Origin of the sequence: Plantibacter sp. MMLR14_011, from assembly GCF_001865025.1 — a bacterium.
In the GTDB taxonomy this organism is placed as follows: Bacteria; Actinomycetota; Actinomycetes; order Actinomycetales; family Microbacteriaceae; genus Plantibacter; species Plantibacter flavus_A.
In genome coordinates, this window is sequence record NZ_MJGW01000008.1 from 427,206 (window position 1) to 447,470 (window position 20,265).

The 20,265-nt window shown below is 70.7% G+C and carries 20 protein-coding genes; 10 read left to right on the top strand and 10 right to left on the bottom strand.

The genetic code is table 11. The features are described 5' to 3' along the window. The first annotated feature begins 9 nt into the window (after positions 1-9). The 5 genes from BIU99_RS06425 to BIU99_RS06445 all read left to right on the top strand — a co-directional run bounded on the left by BIU99_RS06425 (position 10) and on the right by BIU99_RS06445 (position 5,056). Positions 10-978, top strand: a complete 969-nt coding sequence (locus BIU99_RS06425; RefSeq protein WP_071260301.1) for an ABC transporter permease — start codon at positions 10-12, stop codon at positions 976-978. Then, positions 975-1,841 carry an ABC transporter permease gene (locus BIU99_RS06430; RefSeq protein ID WP_071260304.1) on the top strand — a complete coding sequence of 289 codons (867 nt, stop codon included), beginning with the start codon at positions 975-977 and terminating at the stop codon, positions 1,839-1,841. Before BIU99_RS06425 ends, BIU99_RS06430 begins: the two co-directional genes overlap by 4 nt. After that, entirely contained in the window at positions 1,838-2,659 is an 822-nt protein-coding gene (locus BIU99_RS06435; RefSeq protein ID WP_071260307.1) for an ABC transporter ATP-binding protein, read from the top strand. The genes BIU99_RS06430 and BIU99_RS06435 overlap by 4 nt, the downstream gene beginning before the upstream one ends. Then, on the top strand, positions 2,656-3,438 hold the full coding sequence (locus BIU99_RS06440; RefSeq protein ID WP_071260309.1) for an ABC transporter ATP-binding protein: 783 nt from the start codon (positions 2,656-2,658) through the stop codon (positions 3,436-3,438). The genes BIU99_RS06435 and BIU99_RS06440 overlap by 4 nt, the downstream gene beginning before the upstream one ends. Before the next feature lie 115 nt (positions 3,439-3,553). Further along, positions 3,554-5,056: an MFS transporter gene (locus BIU99_RS06445; RefSeq protein WP_254773583.1), complete on the top strand. Its 1,503-nt coding sequence runs from the start codon at positions 3,554-3,556 to the stop codon at positions 5,054-5,056. A gap of 7 nt (positions 5,057-5,063) precedes the next feature. Here BIU99_RS06445 and BIU99_RS06450 read toward each other — a convergent pair whose 3' ends face one another. The 3 genes from BIU99_RS06450 to BIU99_RS06460 all read right to left on the bottom strand — a co-directional run bounded on the left by BIU99_RS06450 (position 5,064) and on the right by BIU99_RS06460 (position 8,864). Beyond that, positions 5,064-7,247, bottom strand: coding sequence for an ATP-dependent DNA helicase RecQ (locus BIU99_RS06450; RefSeq protein WP_071260311.1), 2,184 nt, complete (start codon positions 7,245-7,247; stop codon positions 5,064-5,066). Between the two features lie 91 nt (positions 7,248-7,338). After that, positions 7,339-7,821: a VOC family protein gene (locus tag BIU99_RS06455; protein WP_371263765.1), complete on the bottom strand. Its 483-nt coding sequence runs from the start codon at positions 7,819-7,821 to the stop codon at positions 7,339-7,341. A gap of 32 nt (positions 7,822-7,853) precedes the next feature. Next, entirely contained in the window at positions 7,854-8,864 is a 1,011-nt protein-coding gene (locus BIU99_RS06460) for a Ku protein (protein WP_071260315.1), read from the bottom strand. Positions 8,865-8,975: 111 nt separating this feature from the next. On the opposite strand from BIU99_RS06460, the gene BIU99_RS06465 reads away from it, so the two are divergent. Next, positions 8,976-11,420, top strand: a complete 2,445-nt coding sequence (locus BIU99_RS06465; protein WP_071260393.1) for an ATP-dependent DNA ligase — start codon at positions 8,976-8,978, stop codon at positions 11,418-11,420. Between the two features lie 27 nt (positions 11,421-11,447). Here the strand turns inward: BIU99_RS06465 and BIU99_RS06470 are convergent, their stop codons facing one another. Continuing rightward, complete coding sequence (locus BIU99_RS06470; RefSeq protein ID WP_083397217.1) at positions 11,448-12,182, bottom strand: LuxR C-terminal-related transcriptional regulator; 735 nt, start codon at positions 12,180-12,182, stop codon at positions 11,448-11,450. A gap of 104 nt (positions 12,183-12,286) precedes the next feature. On the opposite strand from BIU99_RS06470, the gene BIU99_RS06475 reads away from it, so the two are divergent. Next, entirely contained in the window at positions 12,287-13,501 is a 1,215-nt protein-coding gene (locus BIU99_RS06475; protein WP_071260317.1) for a sensor histidine kinase, read from the top strand. Positions 13,502-13,507: 6 nt separating this feature from the next. Here BIU99_RS06475 and BIU99_RS06480 read toward each other — a convergent pair whose 3' ends face one another. Beyond that, positions 13,508-14,557: an LLM class flavin-dependent oxidoreductase gene (locus tag BIU99_RS06480; protein ID WP_071260319.1), complete on the bottom strand. Its 1,050-nt coding sequence runs from the start codon at positions 14,555-14,557 to the stop codon at positions 13,508-13,510. 197 nt (positions 14,558-14,754) lie between these two features. Here BIU99_RS06480 and BIU99_RS06485 point away from each other — a divergent pair, with 197 nt between their 5' ends. Further along, positions 14,755-15,216, top strand: a complete 462-nt coding sequence (locus BIU99_RS06485; RefSeq protein ID WP_071260320.1) for a DUF3817 domain-containing protein — start codon at positions 14,755-14,757, stop codon at positions 15,214-15,216. Between the two features lie 42 nt (positions 15,217-15,258). Here the strand turns inward: BIU99_RS06485 and BIU99_RS06490 are convergent, their stop codons facing one another. Further along, on the bottom strand, positions 15,259-16,032 hold the full coding sequence (locus BIU99_RS06490) for an alpha/beta hydrolase (RefSeq protein WP_083397218.1): 774 nt from the start codon (positions 16,030-16,032) through the stop codon (positions 15,259-15,261). A 160-nt stretch (positions 16,033-16,192) separates the two neighbouring features. On the opposite strand from BIU99_RS06490, the gene BIU99_RS06495 reads away from it, so the two are divergent. Beyond that, on the top strand, positions 16,193-17,191 hold the full coding sequence (locus BIU99_RS06495) for an NAD(+)/NADH kinase (protein WP_254773584.1): 999 nt from the start codon (positions 16,193-16,195) through the stop codon (positions 17,189-17,191). 38 nt (positions 17,192-17,229) lie between these two features. Here the strand turns inward: BIU99_RS06495 and BIU99_RS06500 are convergent, their stop codons facing one another. Next, positions 17,230-18,069, bottom strand: a complete 840-nt coding sequence (locus BIU99_RS06500) for a siderophore-interacting protein (protein ID WP_139205353.1) — start codon at positions 18,067-18,069, stop codon at positions 17,230-17,232. A gap of 67 nt (positions 18,070-18,136) precedes the next feature. Here BIU99_RS06500 and BIU99_RS06505 point away from each other — a divergent pair, with 67 nt between their 5' ends. Then, a complete protein-coding gene (locus BIU99_RS06505) occupies positions 18,137-18,535 on the top strand; it encodes a hypothetical protein (protein ID WP_064296129.1) in 399 nt (132 codons plus the stop codon). 66 nt (positions 18,536-18,601) lie between these two features. Here BIU99_RS06505 and BIU99_RS06510 read toward each other — a convergent pair whose 3' ends face one another. The 3 genes from BIU99_RS06510 to BIU99_RS19330 all read right to left on the bottom strand — a co-directional run. Next, complete coding sequence (locus tag BIU99_RS06510; protein ID WP_064296128.1) at positions 18,602-19,117, bottom strand: CarD family transcriptional regulator; 516 nt, start codon at positions 19,115-19,117, stop codon at positions 18,602-18,604. A 65-nt stretch (positions 19,118-19,182) separates the two neighbouring features. Next, positions 19,183-19,908, bottom strand: coding sequence for a TetR/AcrR family transcriptional regulator (locus tag BIU99_RS06515; RefSeq protein ID WP_071260324.1), 726 nt, complete (start codon positions 19,906-19,908; stop codon positions 19,183-19,185). Positions 19,909-20,066: 158 nt separating this feature from the next. Beyond that, positions 20,067-20,265, bottom strand: a 199-nt coding sequence (locus BIU99_RS19330) for an HNH endonuclease signature motif containing protein (RefSeq protein WP_139205354.1), incomplete at its 5' end; no start/stop codon positions are given.

Sequence of the window (20,265 nt, forward strand, 5' to 3'; positions counted from 1 at the left end):
AGGTCCACCATGCTCGCTTACCTGCTGCGCCGATCCGCGTTCCTCGTGGTGTCGTTCCTCGTCGCCATGACCGTGCTGTTCGTGCTGCTCCGCCTGCTGCCGGGCGACCCGTCGAACGCCCTCCTCTCGGTGAACGCCACGCAGGAGCAGATCGACGCTGCACGCGAGCAGGTGGGAGCCGACCGGCCGCTCGGCGAGCAGTTCGCGGCCTGGTTCGGCGGCGTCCTGACCCTCGACCTCGGTTCCTCGTTCGTGAGTTCGCTCCCGGTCGGACCCGAGATCGCGTCGCGCCTCCAGGTCACCGTGCCGCTGACGCTCCTCGCGTTCTTCCTCGCCGTGGTGCTCGCCCTCGTGGCCGGGGTCGTGTCCGCGCTCCGAGCCGACCGCTGGTACGGCATCGCGTTGTCCGGCCTCTCGCAGCTCGGGATAGCCGTGCCGGTGTTCTGGGTCGGCATCCTGCTCGTCAGCGTGTTCGCGGTGACGCTCCGGCTGTTCCCGTCCGGTGGCTTCCCGCGCGACGACTGGGCCGACCCCGCCTCGGCGCTCACGAGCCTCGCCCTTCCGGTCATCACCATCGCCATCGTCATGAGTGCGTCGATCACCCGGTACGTCCGTTCCGCCACGCTCGACGTGGTCGGCAGCGACTATCTGCGCTCCGCACGGGCGCAGGGAGCCGGCTTCGGCGAGGCCCTGCTCCGACACGGCGCCCGGAACGCCGCGGTGCCCGTCGTCGCGATCCTCGGCATCGAGCTCGCCACCACCTTCCTCGGCGCGGTCGTGGTCGAGAGCGTGTTCAGCCTGCCGGGCCTCGGGTCGATGCTCCTGACGGCGATCCAGCAGCACGACTACCCGAACATCCAGGGCATCCTCCTCGTCTCGACTCTCGTCGTCCTCCTGACGGGCTTCGTCGCCGACATCGCGCAGCGGCTCATCGATCCGCGTCTGCGCACCTCGATCTCGGGGAGCGGGCTCCGATGAGCGCCGTCGACGCCCAGACCGCGCTCGCCGACCGCCGCCCGGTGCGGCGACGCGCCAGGTCCGCGACGCTGACCGTCGGACTGGTCCTCGTCGGCGTCATCGCCGTCCTGGCGGCCGTCTCGCTCGTGTGGTTGCCCTTCGCCCCCACGGACACCTCCGGCGGTCGTCTCGAGGGTCCGACCGGCACCCACTGGCTCGGTACCGACAAGCTCGGTCGCGACCTCATGACCCAGCTCATGATCGGCGCGCGCATCGCGCTCGTGACCGGCGCCGGGGCCGTCGCGGTCGGGGCGGTCATCGGGATCGCCGTGGGACTCGCCGCGGCCTTCGCATCGGCCTGGCTTGACGACACGATCTCCGCCGCGCTCGACGTCGTGATCGCCTTCCCGGTGCTCTTGCTCGCCATGCTCATCGTGGCCGCGCAGGGCGCGTCACTCGGCACCGCGATCATCGCGATCGGACTCGCCATGTCGGCCATCGTGGCCCGCCTGACCCGGATCCTCACGAAGCGGGTCCTCAGCGAGCAGTACGTCGTCGCGGCCAGGACCGCCGGGACGAGCTGGGCCGGTGTCATCGGCCAGCACGTGCTCCCGAACATCTGGCCCACCCTGAGCGTCAACCTCGCACTGCAGTTCGGCATCGCCGTCCTCGCCGAAGCGAGCCTGTCGTACCTCGGTCTCGGCGCGCCACCGCCGAACGCCTCCTGGGGACGCCTGCTGCAGGAGGCCCAGGCCACCGTCACGACGGCACCGATCGGCGCGATCGCTCCGGGCGTCGCCGTGGTGATGCTCGTGGTGGGCGTGAACTTCATCGCGGACGGCCTGCGGGACCTCGGCGATCCGACGAGGAGGCGCGGCGCATGAGCGATCTCCTCGACATCTCCGGCCTGACCATCACCCGAGGCATCCGGCGCGGAGGTCCCGACGGCGCTGATCGGCCGCTCCTCGACGGGCTGGACCTGACCATCGCCGCCGGGGGTCGCCTCGGCCTCATCGGCGGTTCCGGGTCCGGGAAGTCCTTGACCTCCCTCGCGGTGATCGGGCTGCTCGGCGAGCAGCTGAGCGCGAGCGGAAGCGTCGAACTGGCCGGCACCCAGGTGATCGGCGCCCCGGACCGCGCGCTGCGGCCGCTCCGCGGCCGGGTGGCGGGACTCGTCTTCCAGGAGCCGCTGACCGCACTCGACCCGCTCATGCGGGTCGGCGCCCAACTCGCCGAGCCTCTGCGTCGCCATCGGGGGCTCCGGGGCGAACGGCTCGAGGAGGCCGTCGAAGCGGCCCTCGTCGAGGTGTCCCTCACCGACACCACCCGCATCGCCGCCTCCTACCCCCATGAGCTGTCCGGCGGGCAGCGGCAGCGGGTCGCGATCGCCATCGCGCTCGCCGGTCGCCCGCAGCTCCTGATCGCGGACGAGCCGACGACGGCCCTCGACGTGACCGTCCAGGCGGAGGTGCTCGCACTCATCGACCGGCTCGTCCGGGAACGCGGCATGGCGCTCCTGTTCATCAGTCACGACCTCGCCGTCGTGTCGGCCATGGTCGACGAGGTCGTCGTGCTGAGCGATGGTCGGGCCGTGGAACGCGGCGCGGTGGCGCAGGTACTGACGGCACCGCAGCACGAGGACACCCGTCGTCTGGTCGCCAGCGCCCGCGCGCTCGACGACGCGCTGGAGGACCCACGATGACCGATGCACCGATCACGGCGACGCCGATCCTCGAGCTGGACGCAGTCGGTTTCCGATACCGCGGTGGTCAGGAGGCCCTGGACGACGTCTCGCTGGCCGTCGGCGCAGGCGAGGCCGTCGGGATCGTCGGTCAGTCCGGCGCCGGCAAGAGCACCCTCCTCCGACTGCTGCTCGGCCTCGACCGGCCGACCTCGGGCTCGGTCCGGTTCGACGGTGGCGCGCTGGACCCCCGCGACCGGACGCGGGTCCGTCGGTTCCGCACATCGGTGCAGGCCGTCTTCCAGGATCCGTACTCCTCGCTCGACCCGCGGCAACGTATCGGGCGCATCGTGGCCGAACCGTTGCGCTCCCTCCGGCTGGCGACCACCGAGCAGGCGGCCGTCCGCGCGTCCGCGGCGCTCGAGGCGGTGGGACTGCCCGCCGACGCGGCGTCGCGGTTCCCGCACGAGTTCTCGGGCGGCCAGCGGCAGCGGATCGCCATCGCCCGCGCGATCGTCCCGAACCCCCGGCTCCTCCTCGCCGACGAGCCCGTCAGCGCCCTCGACATGAGCACCCGGATCCAGATCATCGAGCTCCTCGCCGAGCTGCGGGCTTCGAACGGCCTGGCCCTCGTCATGGTCTCGCACGACCTCGGCACGGTGGCAGCGCTGTGTGAACGCACGGTGGTCCTCCGACACGGGCAGGTCGTCGAGGCCGGCGCCACCGCTCAGATCCTCCATGATCCCGCCGAGGCCTACACGAAGCAGCTCATCGCGGCGATCCCCCGCCTCCCGCGCTGAACCGACGACGAGGCCGGACGACATCGGCCCGGCCGAGCCGGGAATACCGCACCGACGGACGGTGTTCGACTCCGAGTGGCCTCGGCCGCATCGACTCTCCACAGGAACAGGACCCGTGACGCAGGATTCAGCGCAGCCCGACGACCACGACGAGGACCAGCCTGAGGCCGAGCGTCCCTGGCTCAGCGACGAGGAGCGGGAGGCGCTCCGCAAGCCGCTTCCGGAGCGCGCGGTCGTCACGAGCCTCGCCTTCACCGGTCTCGTCGCGGCGTTCATGATGACGCTCGTCACCCCGCTCGTGCCGTCGCTCCCGACGATCCTCGGCGTACACGCCTCCGACAGCATGTGGGTCGTGACGGCGACGCTCCTGTCGGCCGCGGTCGCGACCCCGATCGCCGGGCGGCTCGGCGACCTCTACGGCAAACGACGGATGGTGCTCGTCCTGCTCGGGATCATGATGACCGGATCGGTGCTCGCCGCCTTCTCATCCACGATCGTCCCGCTCATCGTCGCCCGGGCCCTCCAGGGGATGGCGATGGGCGTGATCCCGCTCGGCATCAGTATCCTGCGCGACGTGCTCCACGCGAAGCGCCTCGGCCCCGCGGTCGCGCTCGTGAGCGCCACGCTCGGTATCGGTGGTGCCGTCGGCCTGCCGATCTCCGCCGTGATCTCGCAGTACCTGGACTGGCACGTGCTGTTCTGGGTCGCAGGTGCCCTCGGCCTCATCGGCTTCGTCCTCGTCGCGCGCTTCGTCCCGGTGAGCACCCTTCGGAGCGAAGGCGGTTTCGACTGGATCGGCGCGATCGGTCTCGCCGCCGGACTCGTCCCCATCCTCCTCGCCGTCTCGAAAGGAAACGAGTGGGGTTGGACGAGCGTCGGGACCCTCGGCTGCTTGATCGGCGGCGTCGTCGTGCTCCTGCTCTGGGGGTGGTTCGAGGTACGGTCCTCCAGCCCGCTCGTCGACCTGCGCATCGCCGCCAGGCGGACGGTGCTCTTCACGAACCTCGCATCCATCACGGTCGGCTTCGCCTTCTTCGGCAGCACGGTCGTCCTCCCGGGCATCCTCGAGGCGCCGGTCGGCACCGGGGTCGGTCTCGGGCAGAACATGCTCATCGCGAGCCTCTGCCTCATGCCGAGCGGTCTCATCATGTGGGCGATGTCGCCGGTCGCCGCGCGGTTGACCGCAGCCAAGGGCGCCCGGTTGAGCCTGCTGATCGGCATCGCGATCATCGCGGTCGGGTACGCGATCGCGATCGGACTCATGACCGAGGTCTGGCACACCGTGCTCACGGCCACCGCGGTCGGCTTCGGAGTGGGGTTCGCCTACGCCGCCATGCCGACGCTCATCATGGGTGCCGTCCCGCCCAGCGAGACGGCGGCGTCCAACGGACTCAACTCCGTCATGCGGACGCTCGGTTCCACGATCGCGAGTGCGGTGATCGGCGCCATCCTGGCCTCCCAGGTCGTGACCGACGGAGCTGTCACGACACCCAGTGCGGACGCCTTCCGCCTGAGCTTCGCGATCTGCGCTGCAGCAGCCGTCGTCGGACTCGTCTGCACGATCCTGCTGCCGCGGCACCTGGCCAAGGACACCCGCTCCAGTCTCCACGAGGGCTGACGGGCGATCAGCCCACGATCCCGAGCGCGAACGGGAGGACCGGGCCGGCCCCTGCGCGGCGGAGCGCGCGACCGGCGACGGTGAGCGTCCACCGACTGTCGGCGCGGTCGTCGACGAGCAGGACCGGCGCACCCTCGAGCGCTGCGAGCTGCGCGCGGAGTTCGGATCCGACGGTGAAGGCGTCCCAGACCCCGGCCAGCCGGTAGGCGCTGTTGCCGCCGGGACCACCGCGCGGGCCGTCGCCGACGAGGTCGAGCTCCCCGAGGTAGGGCAGTCGCCCGAGCGACGCGATGCCCCTCGCCACGGAGTCGACGAGCTGCGGACGCGACCGTGACGGCACACTGACCACGGCGGCCGGTCGTTGCGTCCACGGCCAATCCGCCAGGACGCGGACGCTCGCGTCGATGACCGCGCGGGAGGCGGGAGCATCGGGCGCGCCCGCGGCGAAGAGCTCGCGGAGGACACCGCCCCAGCCGAGGTCGGTGAGCCGAGCGAGGGCGCGCCCGGCCTCGAGGCGGTCCTCGAGCGCGATGCGTCCCTTCACCGCTGCGCCGTCCGCGGTGACGCCGAGGCGGTCGGCTCCCGTCGGCCATTGCGCCCGCGGTTCGAGCTCGACGCCCACCCGCCCGAGCGCCTCCGACGCCGAAGCGGCCGCCGCACTGTCGAGTTCGGTGGGGAACCACGGCCCGGCGCACCGGTCGCATCGGCCACAGGGCACCGCGCTTGCGTCGTCGAGCTCACGTTGCAGCACGAGCATCCGGCACTCGTCGCCCCGCTCGTAGGCCAGCATCGCCTGCTGCTCCGCCACCCTGGCCTCGGCGATCCGCCGGTACCGCTCCCGGTCGTAGACCCACGGCTGCCCGGTCGACACCCACCCCCCGGCCACCCGCTGGACCGCGCCGTCCACGTCGAGCACCTTGAGGAGGAGTTCGAGGGGTGTGCGACGCAGGTTCACAAGCGCCTCGAGCGCGGGCGTGGACCGCGGCTGGCTGTCGAGTGCGTCGAGGACCGCGGTGGCCCGCGCTTCGTCCGGCATCGACGCGGTCGCGAAGTACTGCCAGATCTCCTCGTCCTCCGCTCCGGGCAGGAGCAGGACGTCCGCGTGCTCGGTGGCACGGCCTGCACGGCCGACCTGCTGGTAGTACGCCACCGGCGAGGACGGAGCGCCGAGATGCACGACGAACCCGAGGTCCGGCTTGTCGAACCCCATGCCGAGCGCGCTCGTCGCGACCAGCGCCTTCAGGCGGTTCTCCTTGAGGAGCCGCTCGGACTCCTCGCGTTCGTCGGGATCGGTCCGGCCGGTGTACGCCCGGACCTCGTGACCGGCCTCGCGCAGCAGCCGCGCGGTGTCCTCCGCGGCCGACACCGTGAGCGTGTAGATGATGCCGGACCCGGTGAGCCCGCCGAGGTGGCTGAGCAGCCAGGTGAGGCGGTCCCGTGACTCCGGCAGCCGGAGCACGCCGAGCCGGAGGGACGCCCTCGCGAGCGAGCCACGGATGGTGAGCACCTCGGCTCCGCGGGAGGCTGCGGCACCGGGTGCGGTGAGCTGCTCGGCGATGTCGCGGACGACGCGTGCGTTGGCCGTCGCGGTGGTCGCCAAGACCGGGACCTCGGTAGGAAGACGCCCGATCAGTTCCGCGAGCCGCCGGTAGTCGGGTCGGAAATCGTGACCCCAGTCGGAGATGCAGTGCGCCTCGTCCACCACCAGCATGCCCGTGCGGGCCACGAGGGTCGGGAGCTGCTCATCGCGGAAGCGCGGATTGTTGAGCCGCTCGGGTGAAACGAGCAGGACGTCGACCTCGTCGGCCTCCAGCCGCGCCCGGACGTCGTCCCATTCGTGCGCGTTCGCCGAGTTGATCGCCACCGCGCGCACACCGGCGCGCTCGGCGGCCGCCACCTGGTCGCGCATGAGCGCGAGCAACGGCGAGACCAACAGGGTCGGCCCGGCGCCCCGTCGGCGCAGGAGGGCAGTCGCGATGAAGTAGACGGCGGACTTGCCCCAACCGGTGCGCTGGACGACGAGCGCACGACGATGTTCGTCGACGAGCGCGAGGATCGCCTCGAGCTGACCGTCGTGGAACGTGGCCCCCGGAACGCCCGTGAGTGCGGCGAGCGCCGATGTGGCCTCGGCGACCGATCCGGTGGGGGCTGGTTCGGGGTGGGCGGGGGTGGGCGTGCTGGGGTGGGACATGCGGCAAGTCTGTCAGGAGCTGCTGACGGTGGACTGCGTCGGTGTCTCGGAGGGGCGGTGTCCCGTCGGTCGGTCGATTGTGGAGGAGCCGCTAGCGATCGTCCGCTGCGGCGACGAGTTCGGCGATGACGAGCTTGGTCTGCCCCATCATGCATCGCATGGCTCGTGCCGCGCGTTCACGGTCGGGGTCGTTCTGCAGTTCGGCGAGGATGCCGGGCACGATCTGCCAGGACAGTCCCCAGCGGTCCTTGAGCCAGCCGCATTGGCTCGGGGCGCCGCCGTCGGCGATGAGGGCGTCCCAGAGTCGGTCGATGTCGTCCTGGGTGTCGGCTCTGACGGAGAAGGAGAACGCCTCGGTGAAGGAGAAGATGGGCCCGGCGTTCATCGCGCTGACGGGGAGGCCTTCGAGCTCGAACTCGACGACCATCGCCTGGCCGGCCGGCATGGGTCCGCCTTCCGGGTAGCGGCTCACCGAGGTGATCCGGGAGTCGGGGAACAGCGACACGTAGAAGGTCGCCGCCTCCTCGGCCTGTGAGTCGTACCAGAGGAACGGGGTGATGCGGTGCTCCATCATGTCGTGCTCCCTCTCGGCCCGGGCGTCGTCGCTCAGGCGCTCTTCTTGCGTTTCGTCGCGGTCGACGCTTTCGACGGCGCGGTCTTGGCGGTACCGGTCTTCGCGCCACTCGTCTTGGCGGTACCCGTCTTCGCTGTACCGGTCTTCGCGGTACCAGTCTTCGCAGTACCGGTCTTCGCCGAGCTGCTCGTCGCGGCGGGCTTGGCGGTGCCGGATCGCTTCGCCCCGCTCGCCGTCTTCGCGCCGGTCGTGCCGCGCTGCCGTTCGATGCTGCGTTGCAGCACCTCCATGAGGTCGATCGGCTCGGCGCCCGTGTCGTCGTCGGGTTCGGGCTGCTCGCCGAAGGTGGCGGCGGTGTCGAGTGCGTCGCCCTGCTCGAGTTTCGCCTCGATGAGCTTCCGGAGCTGTGCCTGGTATTCGTCGACGAACGCGTCCGGGCGGAAGCGGGACGAGAAGGACTCGACGAGCGCCTCCGACATCTCGAGTTCCTTGGCGGAGATGCGGACGCGTTCCTCGAGGGCCGGGAACCGCACCTCGCGGACCTCGTCCTCCCACAGCAAAGTCTGCAGGAGGATGACGTCCTCGCGCACCCGGAGGGCGCCGAGACGCGTCTTCTGGCGGAGAGCGAACCGCACGATGGCCGTGCGGTCGGTCTCCTCGAGCGTCCGCCGGAGCAGGACGTAGGCCTTCGACGACGAGGAGTCGGGTTCGAGGAAGTAGCTGCGGTCGAACATGATCGGGTCGAGGTCGTCGCTCGGCACGAACTCGACGACCTCGATCTCGCGGCTGCGTTCCTCGGGGAGCGATGCCAGGTCGTCGGCGGTGAGGACCACCGTCTGCTCGCCGTCCTGGTAGGCCTTGTCGATGTGGTCGTAGCTGACGACCTTGCCGCAGACCTCGCACTTGCGCTGGTACCGGATGCGCCCGCCGTCGGCGTCGTGGACCTGGTGCAGCGACAGGTCGTGGTCCTCCGTGGCGCTGTACACCTTCACCGGGACGTTCACCAGGCCGAAGGTGACCGCACCCTTCCAGATCGCCCGCATGACCGCTCCCGTCCGCCGGCGGATCCGCCCGCGCTGTCGTGGTGACCAGTAGACACCCGGAACATCGTCAAGGGCTAGCCCTTGACGCCCGTGGGCGGCAGGCTGATCGCCATGGCGAGGACGAGCGGTGGCGGCGCGCAGACGCAGTGGGTCGACGTCGACGGACGCCGGATCCAACTGACCCATCTCGACAAGGTGCTGTACCCCGAGACCGGCACGACGAAGGCCGAGGTCCTCGCCTACTACGCCGCGGTCGCCGAACACCTCCTCCCGCACCTCGCCGATCGGCCGGTGACCCGGAAACGCTGGGTGCACGGCGTCGGGACGGCTGCGGCGCCGGAGTCCGGGTTCTTCCAGAAGGATCTGGGCACCGCGGCTCCCGACTGGGTCCAGCGGCTCCCCATCGAGCACAGCGATCACACGAACGAGTACCCGATCGTCGACGATCTCGCGACGCTCACGTGGCTGGCGCAGTTGGGTGCGCTGGAGCTGCATGTGCCGCAGTGGCGGTTCGACCGATCCGGCGAGCGCCGTCCGCCCGACCGTCTCGTCCTCGACCTCGATCCGGGTGAGGGGGTGTCCCTCGCAGAGTGCGCGGGGGTCGCGGGCCTGGCGCGGGCGGTGTTGGTGGACATGGGGCTGGATCCGGTCCCGCTCACGAGTGGGAGCAAAGGGATCCACCTGTATGCGGCGTTGGACGGCCGGCAGAGTTCCGAGGAGGTGTCGCTCGTGGCGCATGAGCTCGCGCGGGCGCTGGCCGCGGACGAGCCGGGCCTCGTGGTGAGCGAGATGTCGAAGCAGCGACGCACGGGGAAGGTCTTCGTCGATTGGAGTCAGAACAACGGGTCGAAGACGACGATCGCGCCGTTCTCGTTGCGTGGTCGGTCGCGGCCGACGGTGGCGGCTCCCCGCCGGTGGGAGGAGCTCGACGATCCGGGGCTGGTACAGCTGGAGTTCCCTGCGGTGCTCGAGCGTCTGGCGGACGGTGAGGACCCGTTGCGGGTGCTCGGCGACCCGCGTCCGTCGATCACGATCCGCCCGTCGGAACACGAGGACCGGCTCGCGGAGTACCGGCGGAAGCGGGACGCGGAGCGGACGCCCGAGCCCGTCCCGGACGGACCGCCGTCGCCTGCCGCTGCCGGGACACCGCCCTCGTTCGTGATCCAGCGACACGAGGCCCGGAAACTGCACCATGACTTCCGGCTCGAGCACGACGGTGTGCTGGTGTCGTGGGCCCTGCCGAAGGGGGTCCCGACGGATCCGAGCAGCAACCACCTGGCGGTGCGCACGGAGGACCACCCCATCGAGTACGGCAGTTTCGAGGGGAGGATCCCGGCTGGGGAGTACGGGGCCGGCGAGGTGACCATCTGGGACGCGGGCACCTACGAGCTGGAGAAATGGCGCGACGACGAGGTCATCGGGACCCTGCACGGCCGGGCGGGAGGCGCGCTCGGCGGGCCGATGCGGTTCGCGCTCATCCGGACCGCGGGCGGAACGGGACGGGAGGCGCCGTCGTGGCTCATCCACCGGATGCGCGCGCCGGGTGACCCGCCGGCTCCACCGGTCGTACGGCCTCGTGGGATCCCCACCCCCATGCTCGCGAGTGTCGCGGCACCCGGCGAGCTGGTCGACGACGGATACTGGGCGTTCGAGATGAAGTGGGACGGCATCCGTGCGATCGCGAGCGTCGACGGCTCGACGGGGCGGGTGCGGTTGTCGAGCCGGAACGGCAAGGACCTCACGATGGCGTACCCGGAGGTGGTCGAGGAGCTCGCGACGTCGCTCGCCGGCCGTGCGGTCGTCCTCGACGGTGAGATCGTGGCGTCAGGGCCTGACGGCCGTCCCGACTTCTCGCTCCTGCAGCGTCGGATGCAGCTCACCGCGGAGCGGGACGTCGAACGGGAGCGCCGTCGGACACCGGTCCGTCTGCTGCTGTTCGACCTGCTCGCGCTGGACGACACGGATCGGACGGAACTGCCGTACCGGGAGCGTCGGGAGCTGCTCGAGCGGACGATCGCGTCCGGGACCGTCGTCCAGGTGCCGCCGACGATCGACGGCTCGCTCGACGATGCGCTCGAGGTGAGTCGGGGGTTGCGGTTGGAGGGGGTGATGGCGAAGGAGCTCGACGGCCGCTACCGACCGGGTCGGCGCAGCAGCACCTGGGTCAAGTTCAAGCACGAACGCATGGAGGAGGTGGTGGTCGCGGGCTGGCGTCCCGGTCGGGGCGGGCGCTCGGGTGGGATCGGGTCCCTCCTGCTCGGGGTGCCGGGCGCGGATGGGCTGCTGCACTACGCGGGGCGGGTCGGGAGCGGCTTCAGCGATCGGGAGTTGGCGGCGACCGCGCTGCGCTTCGAACGGTTGGGTCGGGCGTCGACGGCTCTCGTGGGTGTCCCGCCGGCCGACGCGGCCGACGCCAACTGGGTGGAACCGGTCCTCATCGGGGAGGTCCGCTTCAGCGAGTGGACACCGGATGGACGGTTCAGGCATCCGGTCTGGCGCGGATGGCGCCCTGATCGGACGGTGGACGATCTCGAAGCGCCGGACCGCGGACGCTGAGCCCGCGCATCGACCGCGGACGTCCGGTCAGGACAAGCGGCCGGATTCGGAGAGGAGGGCGAGAACGGCCGACACCCGTGGGTTGCTCGAGGTGTCATGCTCGATCCCGAGTGCGGCGTAGATCGCCGTGAGGTGGTTCTGAACGGACTTCTCCGCGATCCCGAGCCTGGTCGCGATCCCCGTGTTCGAGCGACCGGTCGCGAGCAGCTGCAGCACGGCGTACTGCCGGTCGGTGAGCGACTCGAGACTCGACCCCGCCCTGGGCCTGGTCCGGTCGATGAGTTCGGGATCGAGCATCGTCTCGCCGCGAGCGGAGACCCGGATGGCCTCGAGGAGGATCTCGCGCGTGAGTGACGAGGTCTTCGACAGGTAGCTCCACCCTTCGCGGACGTCGGCCGGCATCTCGAGCAGCATGTCCATCAGGTCGTAGGCGGACAGCAGGACGACACCGAGGCCGGGTTGCGCCCGGCGGAGGGAGACGCCGAGGCTCACCCCGTTGCCGTCGGGCAGCTCGATGTCCATGGTCAGCACGTCCACCGTCCCCGGGAGGAACAGCCTGCGGGCCTCAGCGACCGTACCCGCACGCCCGACGAACGTCACGCCTGGCGCCCCGTCGAGCAGCTCGGCGAGCATGCCGCCGAGCAGCGGCTGGTCCTCGATCACCCCGACACGCAGCGGCCTGGTGGTCGAGACGTCCGTCGTCGCATCGTCGACCGTGGACAGCGCGGCGGGCGAGGGGTCGGAGTGCGACTGGTGGTGCATGTTCCGAGTATCCCGGATCGAGATGGGAACGACCGAGGGGGAAGCTCCCGAGCGACCGCACGTCGATGTCGGCGGTGGCGCGCACGGCAGGTCAGAATGGAGCCATGACCCAGGAGGCCCGGACCGCTCGCGCTGAGCGCTGGAGCGACAGCCGGGCGTTCATCACGGCCAGTGGTGCCATGGCAGCGGTCTTCGGACTCGCGGTGTCCTTCCAGAGCGTCTACATCTACACCTGGGTCGCCCCGGGTGGGACGCGTGGCATGCTCGCCGAACGGGTCACCGCCAACCTCGTCTCGTTGAGCGCGGCGATCCTCGTACTCGCACTCCTGCTGTGGTCGAGGTGGGGGCCGTCGCTCCACGAGTGGTGGCGCCCGAAGGTGCTCGGGGGTGTCCTCCTCGTGGCGGTGCTGACGGGGCTGCTGCGGAGCGGCCTCCAGCTCCTACTGGGCGTGTACCGCGACCCGAGCTTGCAGACGGTCCTCGTCGAGGCCGGGACGACGACGCTCGCCCTGGCGGTCTGCGCGACGTTCGGGTTCAGCCTCAGTGCCGCCCGGCGACGCGCCCGCGAGCAGGAGCGCGCGCACGCCGATCAGCGACACCGGGCCGACCTCGCCCTCCAATCCCTGCAGGGTGAGGAGCTGCGGGTGAAGCGGGAGGTCGCGGAAGGGCTGCACGGCACGTTGCAGCAGCACCTCGTCCTGATCAGCGCCCAGCTCGCGTCCGTCACGACAGCACTCGAACAGGGCGGCCCGGACGTCGGGTCGGATGCGGCCAGGACCCTTCGGTCCCTCGGCGAGGAACTCCGGACCGTGCGCGAGCGCGACGTGCGCGAGCTCAGCCGGCTCCTGTCACCGCCGCTGCTCGAGGTCGGGATCGCACCGAGCATCCGCGCGATCCTGCAACGGCTCCCCCCGTCGATCACCACCAGTCTCGACGTCTCGCCGGACTTCCGGCTCCTCGACGACCCGATCGACAACGTCTTCACGACGGCGGAGCGCGCGGTCGTCGTCCGCACGCTCGAGGAGGGCGTCACGAACGCGCTGACCCACGGGGCGGCCGATCGACTCGTCGTGGACCTCCGGGTCTCGTCGCCAGCCACCGAGCGGCGCGGGACGATTGCGGGCGCCGTCGAGCTGCGCGTCGTCGACAACGGCTCCGGTCTCCGCGAGGGCACCGAACCGTCCGGCGGCCTGCTGCAACTGGATCGACGGGCCGGCGCGTTCGGCGGGTCCCTCAGGGTCGGCCCGGCAGCCGACGACGAGACCGGCGGCACCGTCCTGACGCTGACGATGCCCTACCGCCCGCCGGCGATCCGCTGAACCGGATCAGGCGGTCGAAATCTCGGTCAGCAGTTCGCGGACGCGCGGGACGACCGCGGAGCCGTACAGACCGATGCTGTCCATGAGGTGCTCGTGCGACAGCGAACCGTTGCTGATCTTCAGATCCACGCGGGACAGCCCCAAGCCGTCGACCGCGGTCGCGACCTTCCGTGCGACCGTCTCCGGCGAACCGACGAACAGGGCACCCTCCGGGCCGGCCTCCTGCTCGAAGTGCCCACGGGTCATCGGGCTCCAGCCCCGCTCGCGGCCGATCCGGTCCATCATCGCCCGGTAGTGCGGCCAGAGCTGCTCCTGCGCGAGCTCATCGGTCTCGGCGATGTGCGCCGGAGAGTGCATGCCCACGGGCTGGGTCGGCAGCTGGAACTGCGCGAGTGCGCGATGGTAGAGGTCGACGAAGGGGGCGAACCGCAGCGGCCCACCACCGATAACGGCCAGCATCATCGGCAGGCCGTATCGAGCGGTCCGCACGACCGACTCGGGGCTTCCACCCACACCGACCCACGTCTTCAGCTTCCCGTGTTCCACCCGCGGGTAGACCGACTGCTCCCGGAGCGGCGCGCGCGTCTTGCCCGACCAGGTGACCGGTCGCTGCTCGAGGAGGGCGACGAACAGCTCGAGCTTCTCCTCGAAGAGCTCCTCGTACTGCGACAGCTCGTACCCGAAGAGCGGGAACGACTCGGTGAAGGATCCGCGGCCCAGGATGGCTTCGGCCCGCCCTCCCGAGATGCCGTCGAGCGTCGCGAACCGCTGGTAGACGCGCACCGGGTCGTCGGAACTCAGCACCGTGACGGCGGATCCGAGACGGATGCGCTCGGTGCGGGCCGCGATCGCCGCCAGCACGACCTCGGGCGACGAGACCGCGAAGTCCTCGCGGTGGTGCTCCCCCACCCCGATGAAGTCGAGGCCGACCGCCTCGGCGTGGACACCCTGCTCCACGACGTTGCGCAGGACCTGCGCCTGGGACAGTGGTGCGCCGTCGGCGTCGACCGTGACGTCACCGAAGGTGTCGATGCCGAACTCGAGGGGTGTGGTCATGGGGTTCTCCAACGTCGTGTGGCTCGCCGCGAGCTGTCACGGCGATTGTATGTGTTTGCATACATCTCGGTGAACCGCGTCGCTCCGACGCGTATTCCCGATCCACCCAGGGTGGCAGAACCGGGCGCCCGCTGGGAGCACCCTCTCAGCAGTGCCTGGCAAGCTGGAAGACCTGCACCCCGAGCCTTGGAGCCCCTGTGTCGCCGCGCCGCCTCTTCCGCCTGATCGCGATCGCCGAGGCGATCACCTGGACCCTGCTCATCATCGGGATGATCCTCAAGTACGTCACGAAGACGACCGACCTCGGCGTGAGCATCGGTGGCGCGCTGCACGGCTTCGTGTTCCTCGTCTACGGCGCGATGGTCCTGCTCATCGGGATCAACCAGCGCTGGCCCATCGGCACGATCCTCGTGGGCCTCGTGAGCGCCGTCGTCCCGTACGCGACCATCCCCTTCGACCTCTGGGCGGACCGCACCGGCCGACTCGACGGGACATGGCGCCGTGAGGCGGGTGCCGACCCGCGCGACCAGCGCGTGCTCGACCGCCTGACCCGCTGGCTCGTCCGACACCCGGTCCTGCTCGTGGTCGTCGGCGGCCTCGTGGTCGTCGCCGTCTTCACGGCCCTGCTCGTCGTCGGGCCGCCGGTCCCGAAGGGCTGATCGTCAGGGTCCCTGCGGACCGCCGGGGCCCACCCCGTCCGCTCAGCCGAGCAGCTCGACCAGATTCCGCGTGATCTCGGAGCGGGCCTCATCACCGGAGATCGTCGCCGAACCGTCACCGGGCTGCACCCCGTAGTCACCGAAGCTCGCGTGGTTCGCCCCGCCGATTTCGACCATCGTCGCGTCGGCGGGCAGCCGGACGCGCGCGTCGGCGACCTTCTCCGGGGTACTCAGTCCGTCATCGCTCCCCGCGAGGCTCAGCACCTCGAGAGCCGAGCCGGAGAGGTCGTTCGCGCAGTAACTCCCGAACAGGACGAGACCCGTCACCGCGGGATCCTCTGCGAGCTGGCAGGCGCGCACCCCGCCGAGCGAGTGGCCGCCGACGAACCAGGTGTCGACGTCCGGGGCGGCGGCGGTGAACGTCTCCAGCGGCCGCTGGTCGAAGAACGCCAGGTTGAGCGTCGGCTTCGTGATGACCACGGTCACGCCGGCCTCCTCGACGACGCCGGACAGCTTGTACAGGTAGGCGTAGGGGTCGACCTTCGCCCCGGGGATGAAGACGAGACCGGTACCGGAGGCCGGACGCTCGGCGTCCGCGGTCGGGGCGAGGATCACGGCGTCGCCGACGTCGGTGACGGAGACCGCAGGGTCCTCCCACACCGCGAGTGCGGCGGGACGCGTGCCCTGCATGACGATCTGGGTCCAGACGACGAACCCGAGGACGACGACGAGCACCGCGCAGAGGATTCCGATGAGGATCGACGTCAGCCGCCCCGCCCGCCGCGGTCGGCCAGGGTGCTCGGTCACATCGCTCATGTCGTTCCTCCACGCTCGGCGCCCCGCGAGGATCACGGCGGACCGGCTCCCTCCAGTATCCCAAACGCGGCCCAGGGCGCGTCGGTCGCGAGGCACGCCACTGCCCGCCGGGAGCCCGCGTCCCGGTCGTGCTGTCAGGCGATCGGCCTATGCTCGACGGGTGACCACCACTCGCACGAAGCACCCCACCGGGCCGTCGATGACGATCGGCCTCATCACGCACCCGACGAAGAACATCGACGACTCCGTCCGCATCCTCCGCTCATGGCGGCTCGAACACGGCGCGCGCCTCGTCGGACTCCGCGCGGAGGCCAACCGGCTCGGCGACGACGTCGAACTGCTCGACGAGGACGCCTTCGCGTCGTCGGTCGACGTCGCCGTGGCGATGGGCGGCGACGGCACGATGCTCGGCGCGATGCGGCTGCTCGCCGGCCGATCCGCACCGGTGCTCGGCGTCAACTACGGCAACGTCGGCTTCCTCGTCGAGGTCGAGCCGGCCGCGCTCGCTGAGGCACTCCAACGGGTCAGCGACAACGAGTTCTCCCTCGAACCGCACCACGGCCTCGAGGTGACGATCACCACCGGCGAGCAGGTCGCCCATCTCCTCGCCTTCAACGACGTCTCCATCGCCCGGCGCCCGGGAACCGGCGTGGTCATGGCCGACCTCGCCGTGGACGGCACCGCCTACGGGTACTTCAAAGCCGATGCGATCGTGATCGCCACCCCGACCGGATCGACGGCCTACAACTACGCGGCCGGCGGGCCGGTGCTCTCCCCCGCCGTCGCCGCCACCGTCGTCACGCCGGTCGCGCCCATGTCGGGCATCGACCGCTCGTTCATCCTCGGGCCGGCGGAGCGCCTGCAGTTCTCGATCGGCACGGCGACGAAGCAGGCCGCCGTCGAGATCGACGGCCAGGTCCTGTCCGATGTCGCAAGTGGCGCGGTCGTGACCGTCCGGCTCGTGCGCGACGCAGCCAACGTCGTGCGACTCGACCCGAGCCGGCACTCGCGCAAGGGCCGGATGAAACTCAGCCTGCTCGACCTCCCGTTGCGTCGCGATCAGCTGCTCGACCTCGTTCCACCGGACATCCGGGCACGCGTCGAGCGTCCGTCGCGGGTCCGCCGGACGCGCAGCAAGCCGGCCGACCCCTCACATTGAGTCAGGCGCCCGCCCGCAGCGCGGCGCCGGGGCGGGCGTCACGAGGCCGGCAGGACGACCCCGATCGGTTCGCGCTTCTCCGCCTGGAAGCGGTCTTCGGTGCGTCCGTAGGCCCAGTACCCGGACAGTGAGAGCTGGGAGCGGTCGAGCCCGCGCTGGGTGAGGAACACCTCACGAAGTGCTTTCATCGACTCCCGCTCGCCGTGGGCGAAGACCTGCACGCGTCCGTCGGGCCACGGGTGTCCGGCGATGGCGGTCGCGAGGAGCGCGGCCGTCGATTCGTCGCGGGCCGCACGGCCGACCCAGATGAGCTGCACCCCGGCCGGGTGGTCGAGCTCGACGAGGTCGTCCCGCCCACCGATCTCGAGGAACGCGAGCCCCTTCGCGTCCGCCGGGAGCGCCTCGAGGGCGGCGGCGATCGCGGGGATCGCCGACTCGTCGCCCGCGAAGAGGTGCCAGTCGGCGGTCGGGTCGGGCCGGTAGGCACCGCCGGGGCCGGCGAGCACGACGCGGTCTCCCGGCTGAGCGGCAGCGGCCCACGGGCCGGCGATGCCCTCGTCGCCGTGCACCACGAAGTCGATGTCGATGGTGCCTGCCGCCTGGTCCACGCGTCGCACCGTGTAGGTGCGGGTGACCGGGAGGTCGGCGGGTGCCAGCGTCTCACGGAGCGCCGCGAGGTCATACGGTGGCTCGAGGCCGAGTTCGGGCTTGGCGAAGGAGATCTTCACGTAGCTGTCGGTGGCGTCCTTGGGCTGGAAGTCGGCGAAGCCTGGACCGCCGAGGGTGAGGCGCACGAGGTGCGGTGTGACCCAGGAACTGCGGACCACCTCGAGGATGATCTGTGGACGTGGGGCTCGAGGTCGCGGTGTCGTCGTCATGATTGTCTCCATTCTGCCGCCCATCGGACGGTCTCGGCATCCCCGATCCCGCTGTCATACTTGAGGGATGGCTACGACCGCAGGCTGGTACCCGCACCCCGACGACCCGACGAAGGAACTCCACTTCGACGGCGAGACCTGGGGCGACTCGAGGGTACTGCGGTTCCAGCGGGACAAGCCGTCGCAGGCCGACGCCGCGGGCTGGTACCCGCACCCGACCGACGAGGAACGCCAGGTCCACTTCGACGGACGAGCATGGACGGACACGCGGGTGTTGCAGCTCAGCGGCGGCGCGTCCGCTGACGGCGGGCAGGCTCCGGTCTACGTGTCGCCCGCCGAACTGCCGGCCCCGGAACGCGAGAGCCGTGCCTGGACGATCACCAAGGCCGCCCTGTCCTTCGGGCCGATCGTCGCCATCGCGGTCGTCGGCGTGCTGGCGATCGTCAGCGGCAACACCGGGAGCTGAGGCACCCTCTACGACGACGAAGAGCGCCCCGCCGAACCGGCGGGGCGCTCTTCATCTGCATGGGTCCTACTTGGCTGCGACGGCCTCGGGGGTCGCGATCGACGAGGCGAGCACCTCGTCGAGGCCCGCGGACGCCTCTTCGTCGGTCATCGACTGCGCGAGCGCGAGTTCGGAGACGAGCACCTGGCGCGCCTTCTGGAGCATGCGCTTCTCGCCGGCCGACACGCCGCTGTCCTGGTCGCGACGCCACAGGTCGCGGACGACCTCGCCGACGCGGTGGACGTTGCCACTGGCCATCTTCTCCTGGTTGGCCTTGTACCGACGCGACCAGTTGCCGGGCTCCTCGACGAACGGCTCACGGAGCACGCCGTAGACCGCCTGGACGCCGTCGTGGTCGATGACGTCGCGCACACCGACGAGGTCGGCGTTCGCGATCGGCAGCTTGATGGTGAGCTCGGACGTGTGCACGCGAAGCGTCATGACGTCCTGCTCGACACCCTTGATCGTCACCTTCGACAACTCGGTGATGGTGACCGCTCCGTGGTGCGGGTAGACCAGGGTCTCTCCAACGATGAACTGCATGGTTCCTCTTCTCTTCTCAGGTCGTCACCGATACTCGCGCACCGGCGTCGTCGTGCTCCGGCGGTTCAGCGGCCGGATGGTTCGGGGGTCGGTGGTGGCGGCGACGCGCCGACGGATCGTTCGTCGAGCAGCCAGGCGGGCAGCAGGGCGACCAGGGCTTCGACCAGTTCGTCGTCCGAGACGTCGATGCGTCCGCGGCGCCAGCCGTCGACGAGGGAGAGCGTGCCACCGGCGACATAGGCGGAGACCAGGCCCGCCGGGATACCGACCGGGACCTCGGTGCGCTCGAGCAGCGAGCCGATGAGGTGGTCGGCGTGCTCGCCGACGAGGTCGTCGAACGCGCTGCGGGCGACGGGGAGCTCGAGCACGCTCGAGTAGAGCGGTGCGTCTTCGAGGAGCTGGGCGACGAGGCGTCGGTAGGCTTCGCGGGCGCGCTCGGCGCTACCCAGCGACTCCCCCGCGGGCCGCACCGAGACTCCGGACGCGGCAAGCCCGGCGAACTGCACCCGCAGGTAGGCCGCGGTGAGGTCGTCGAGGCTGGCGAAGTGGGCGTAGAACGAGCTGCGGCTGATCCCGGCGACGCGGACGATGTCGCCGACGGACACGCGTTCCGGCCGACCGGCGAGGATGGTGGCGACGGCGTCGAAGATCGTCTGCCTGGTGCGCTCGGCACGTGGGTCGCCCGTCGCTCGGAGGACGGGAGCGAAGCGCTCGACGCGCGACGGCGGAGCGGGACGTTCTGTGGTGGACTGCTCGACACCGAGGGCGGGAACTCCTGATGTGCGAGGCATTCCCACCAGTGTACCACGACTTCTCGGACAGCTGTCCGAGACAGCACCTGTCGGCTTCGAGTGGGTCCCTCCTCCAGGTCCATCCGGGCACACCTCTCTCCCCCGAGCCGAGGCAGCGCGACCCGAGCGCCCTTCGACAGACTCAGGACCGGCGCAGGTCAGAAGGGTGCGGGATCCGGTTCCGTCCGATGATGTTTCCCGTCGGGTGTCGTCCACTCAAGGACCCCACCCGGTCCGTGGTCGAGGTTCCACCCCGGAAGGTGCTTCATCCGGTGGTGATGTCGACACAGGCAGGCGAGGTTTCCGACATCCGTTGCGCCGCCGTCCTCCCACGCGACCGAATGATCGAGATCGCAC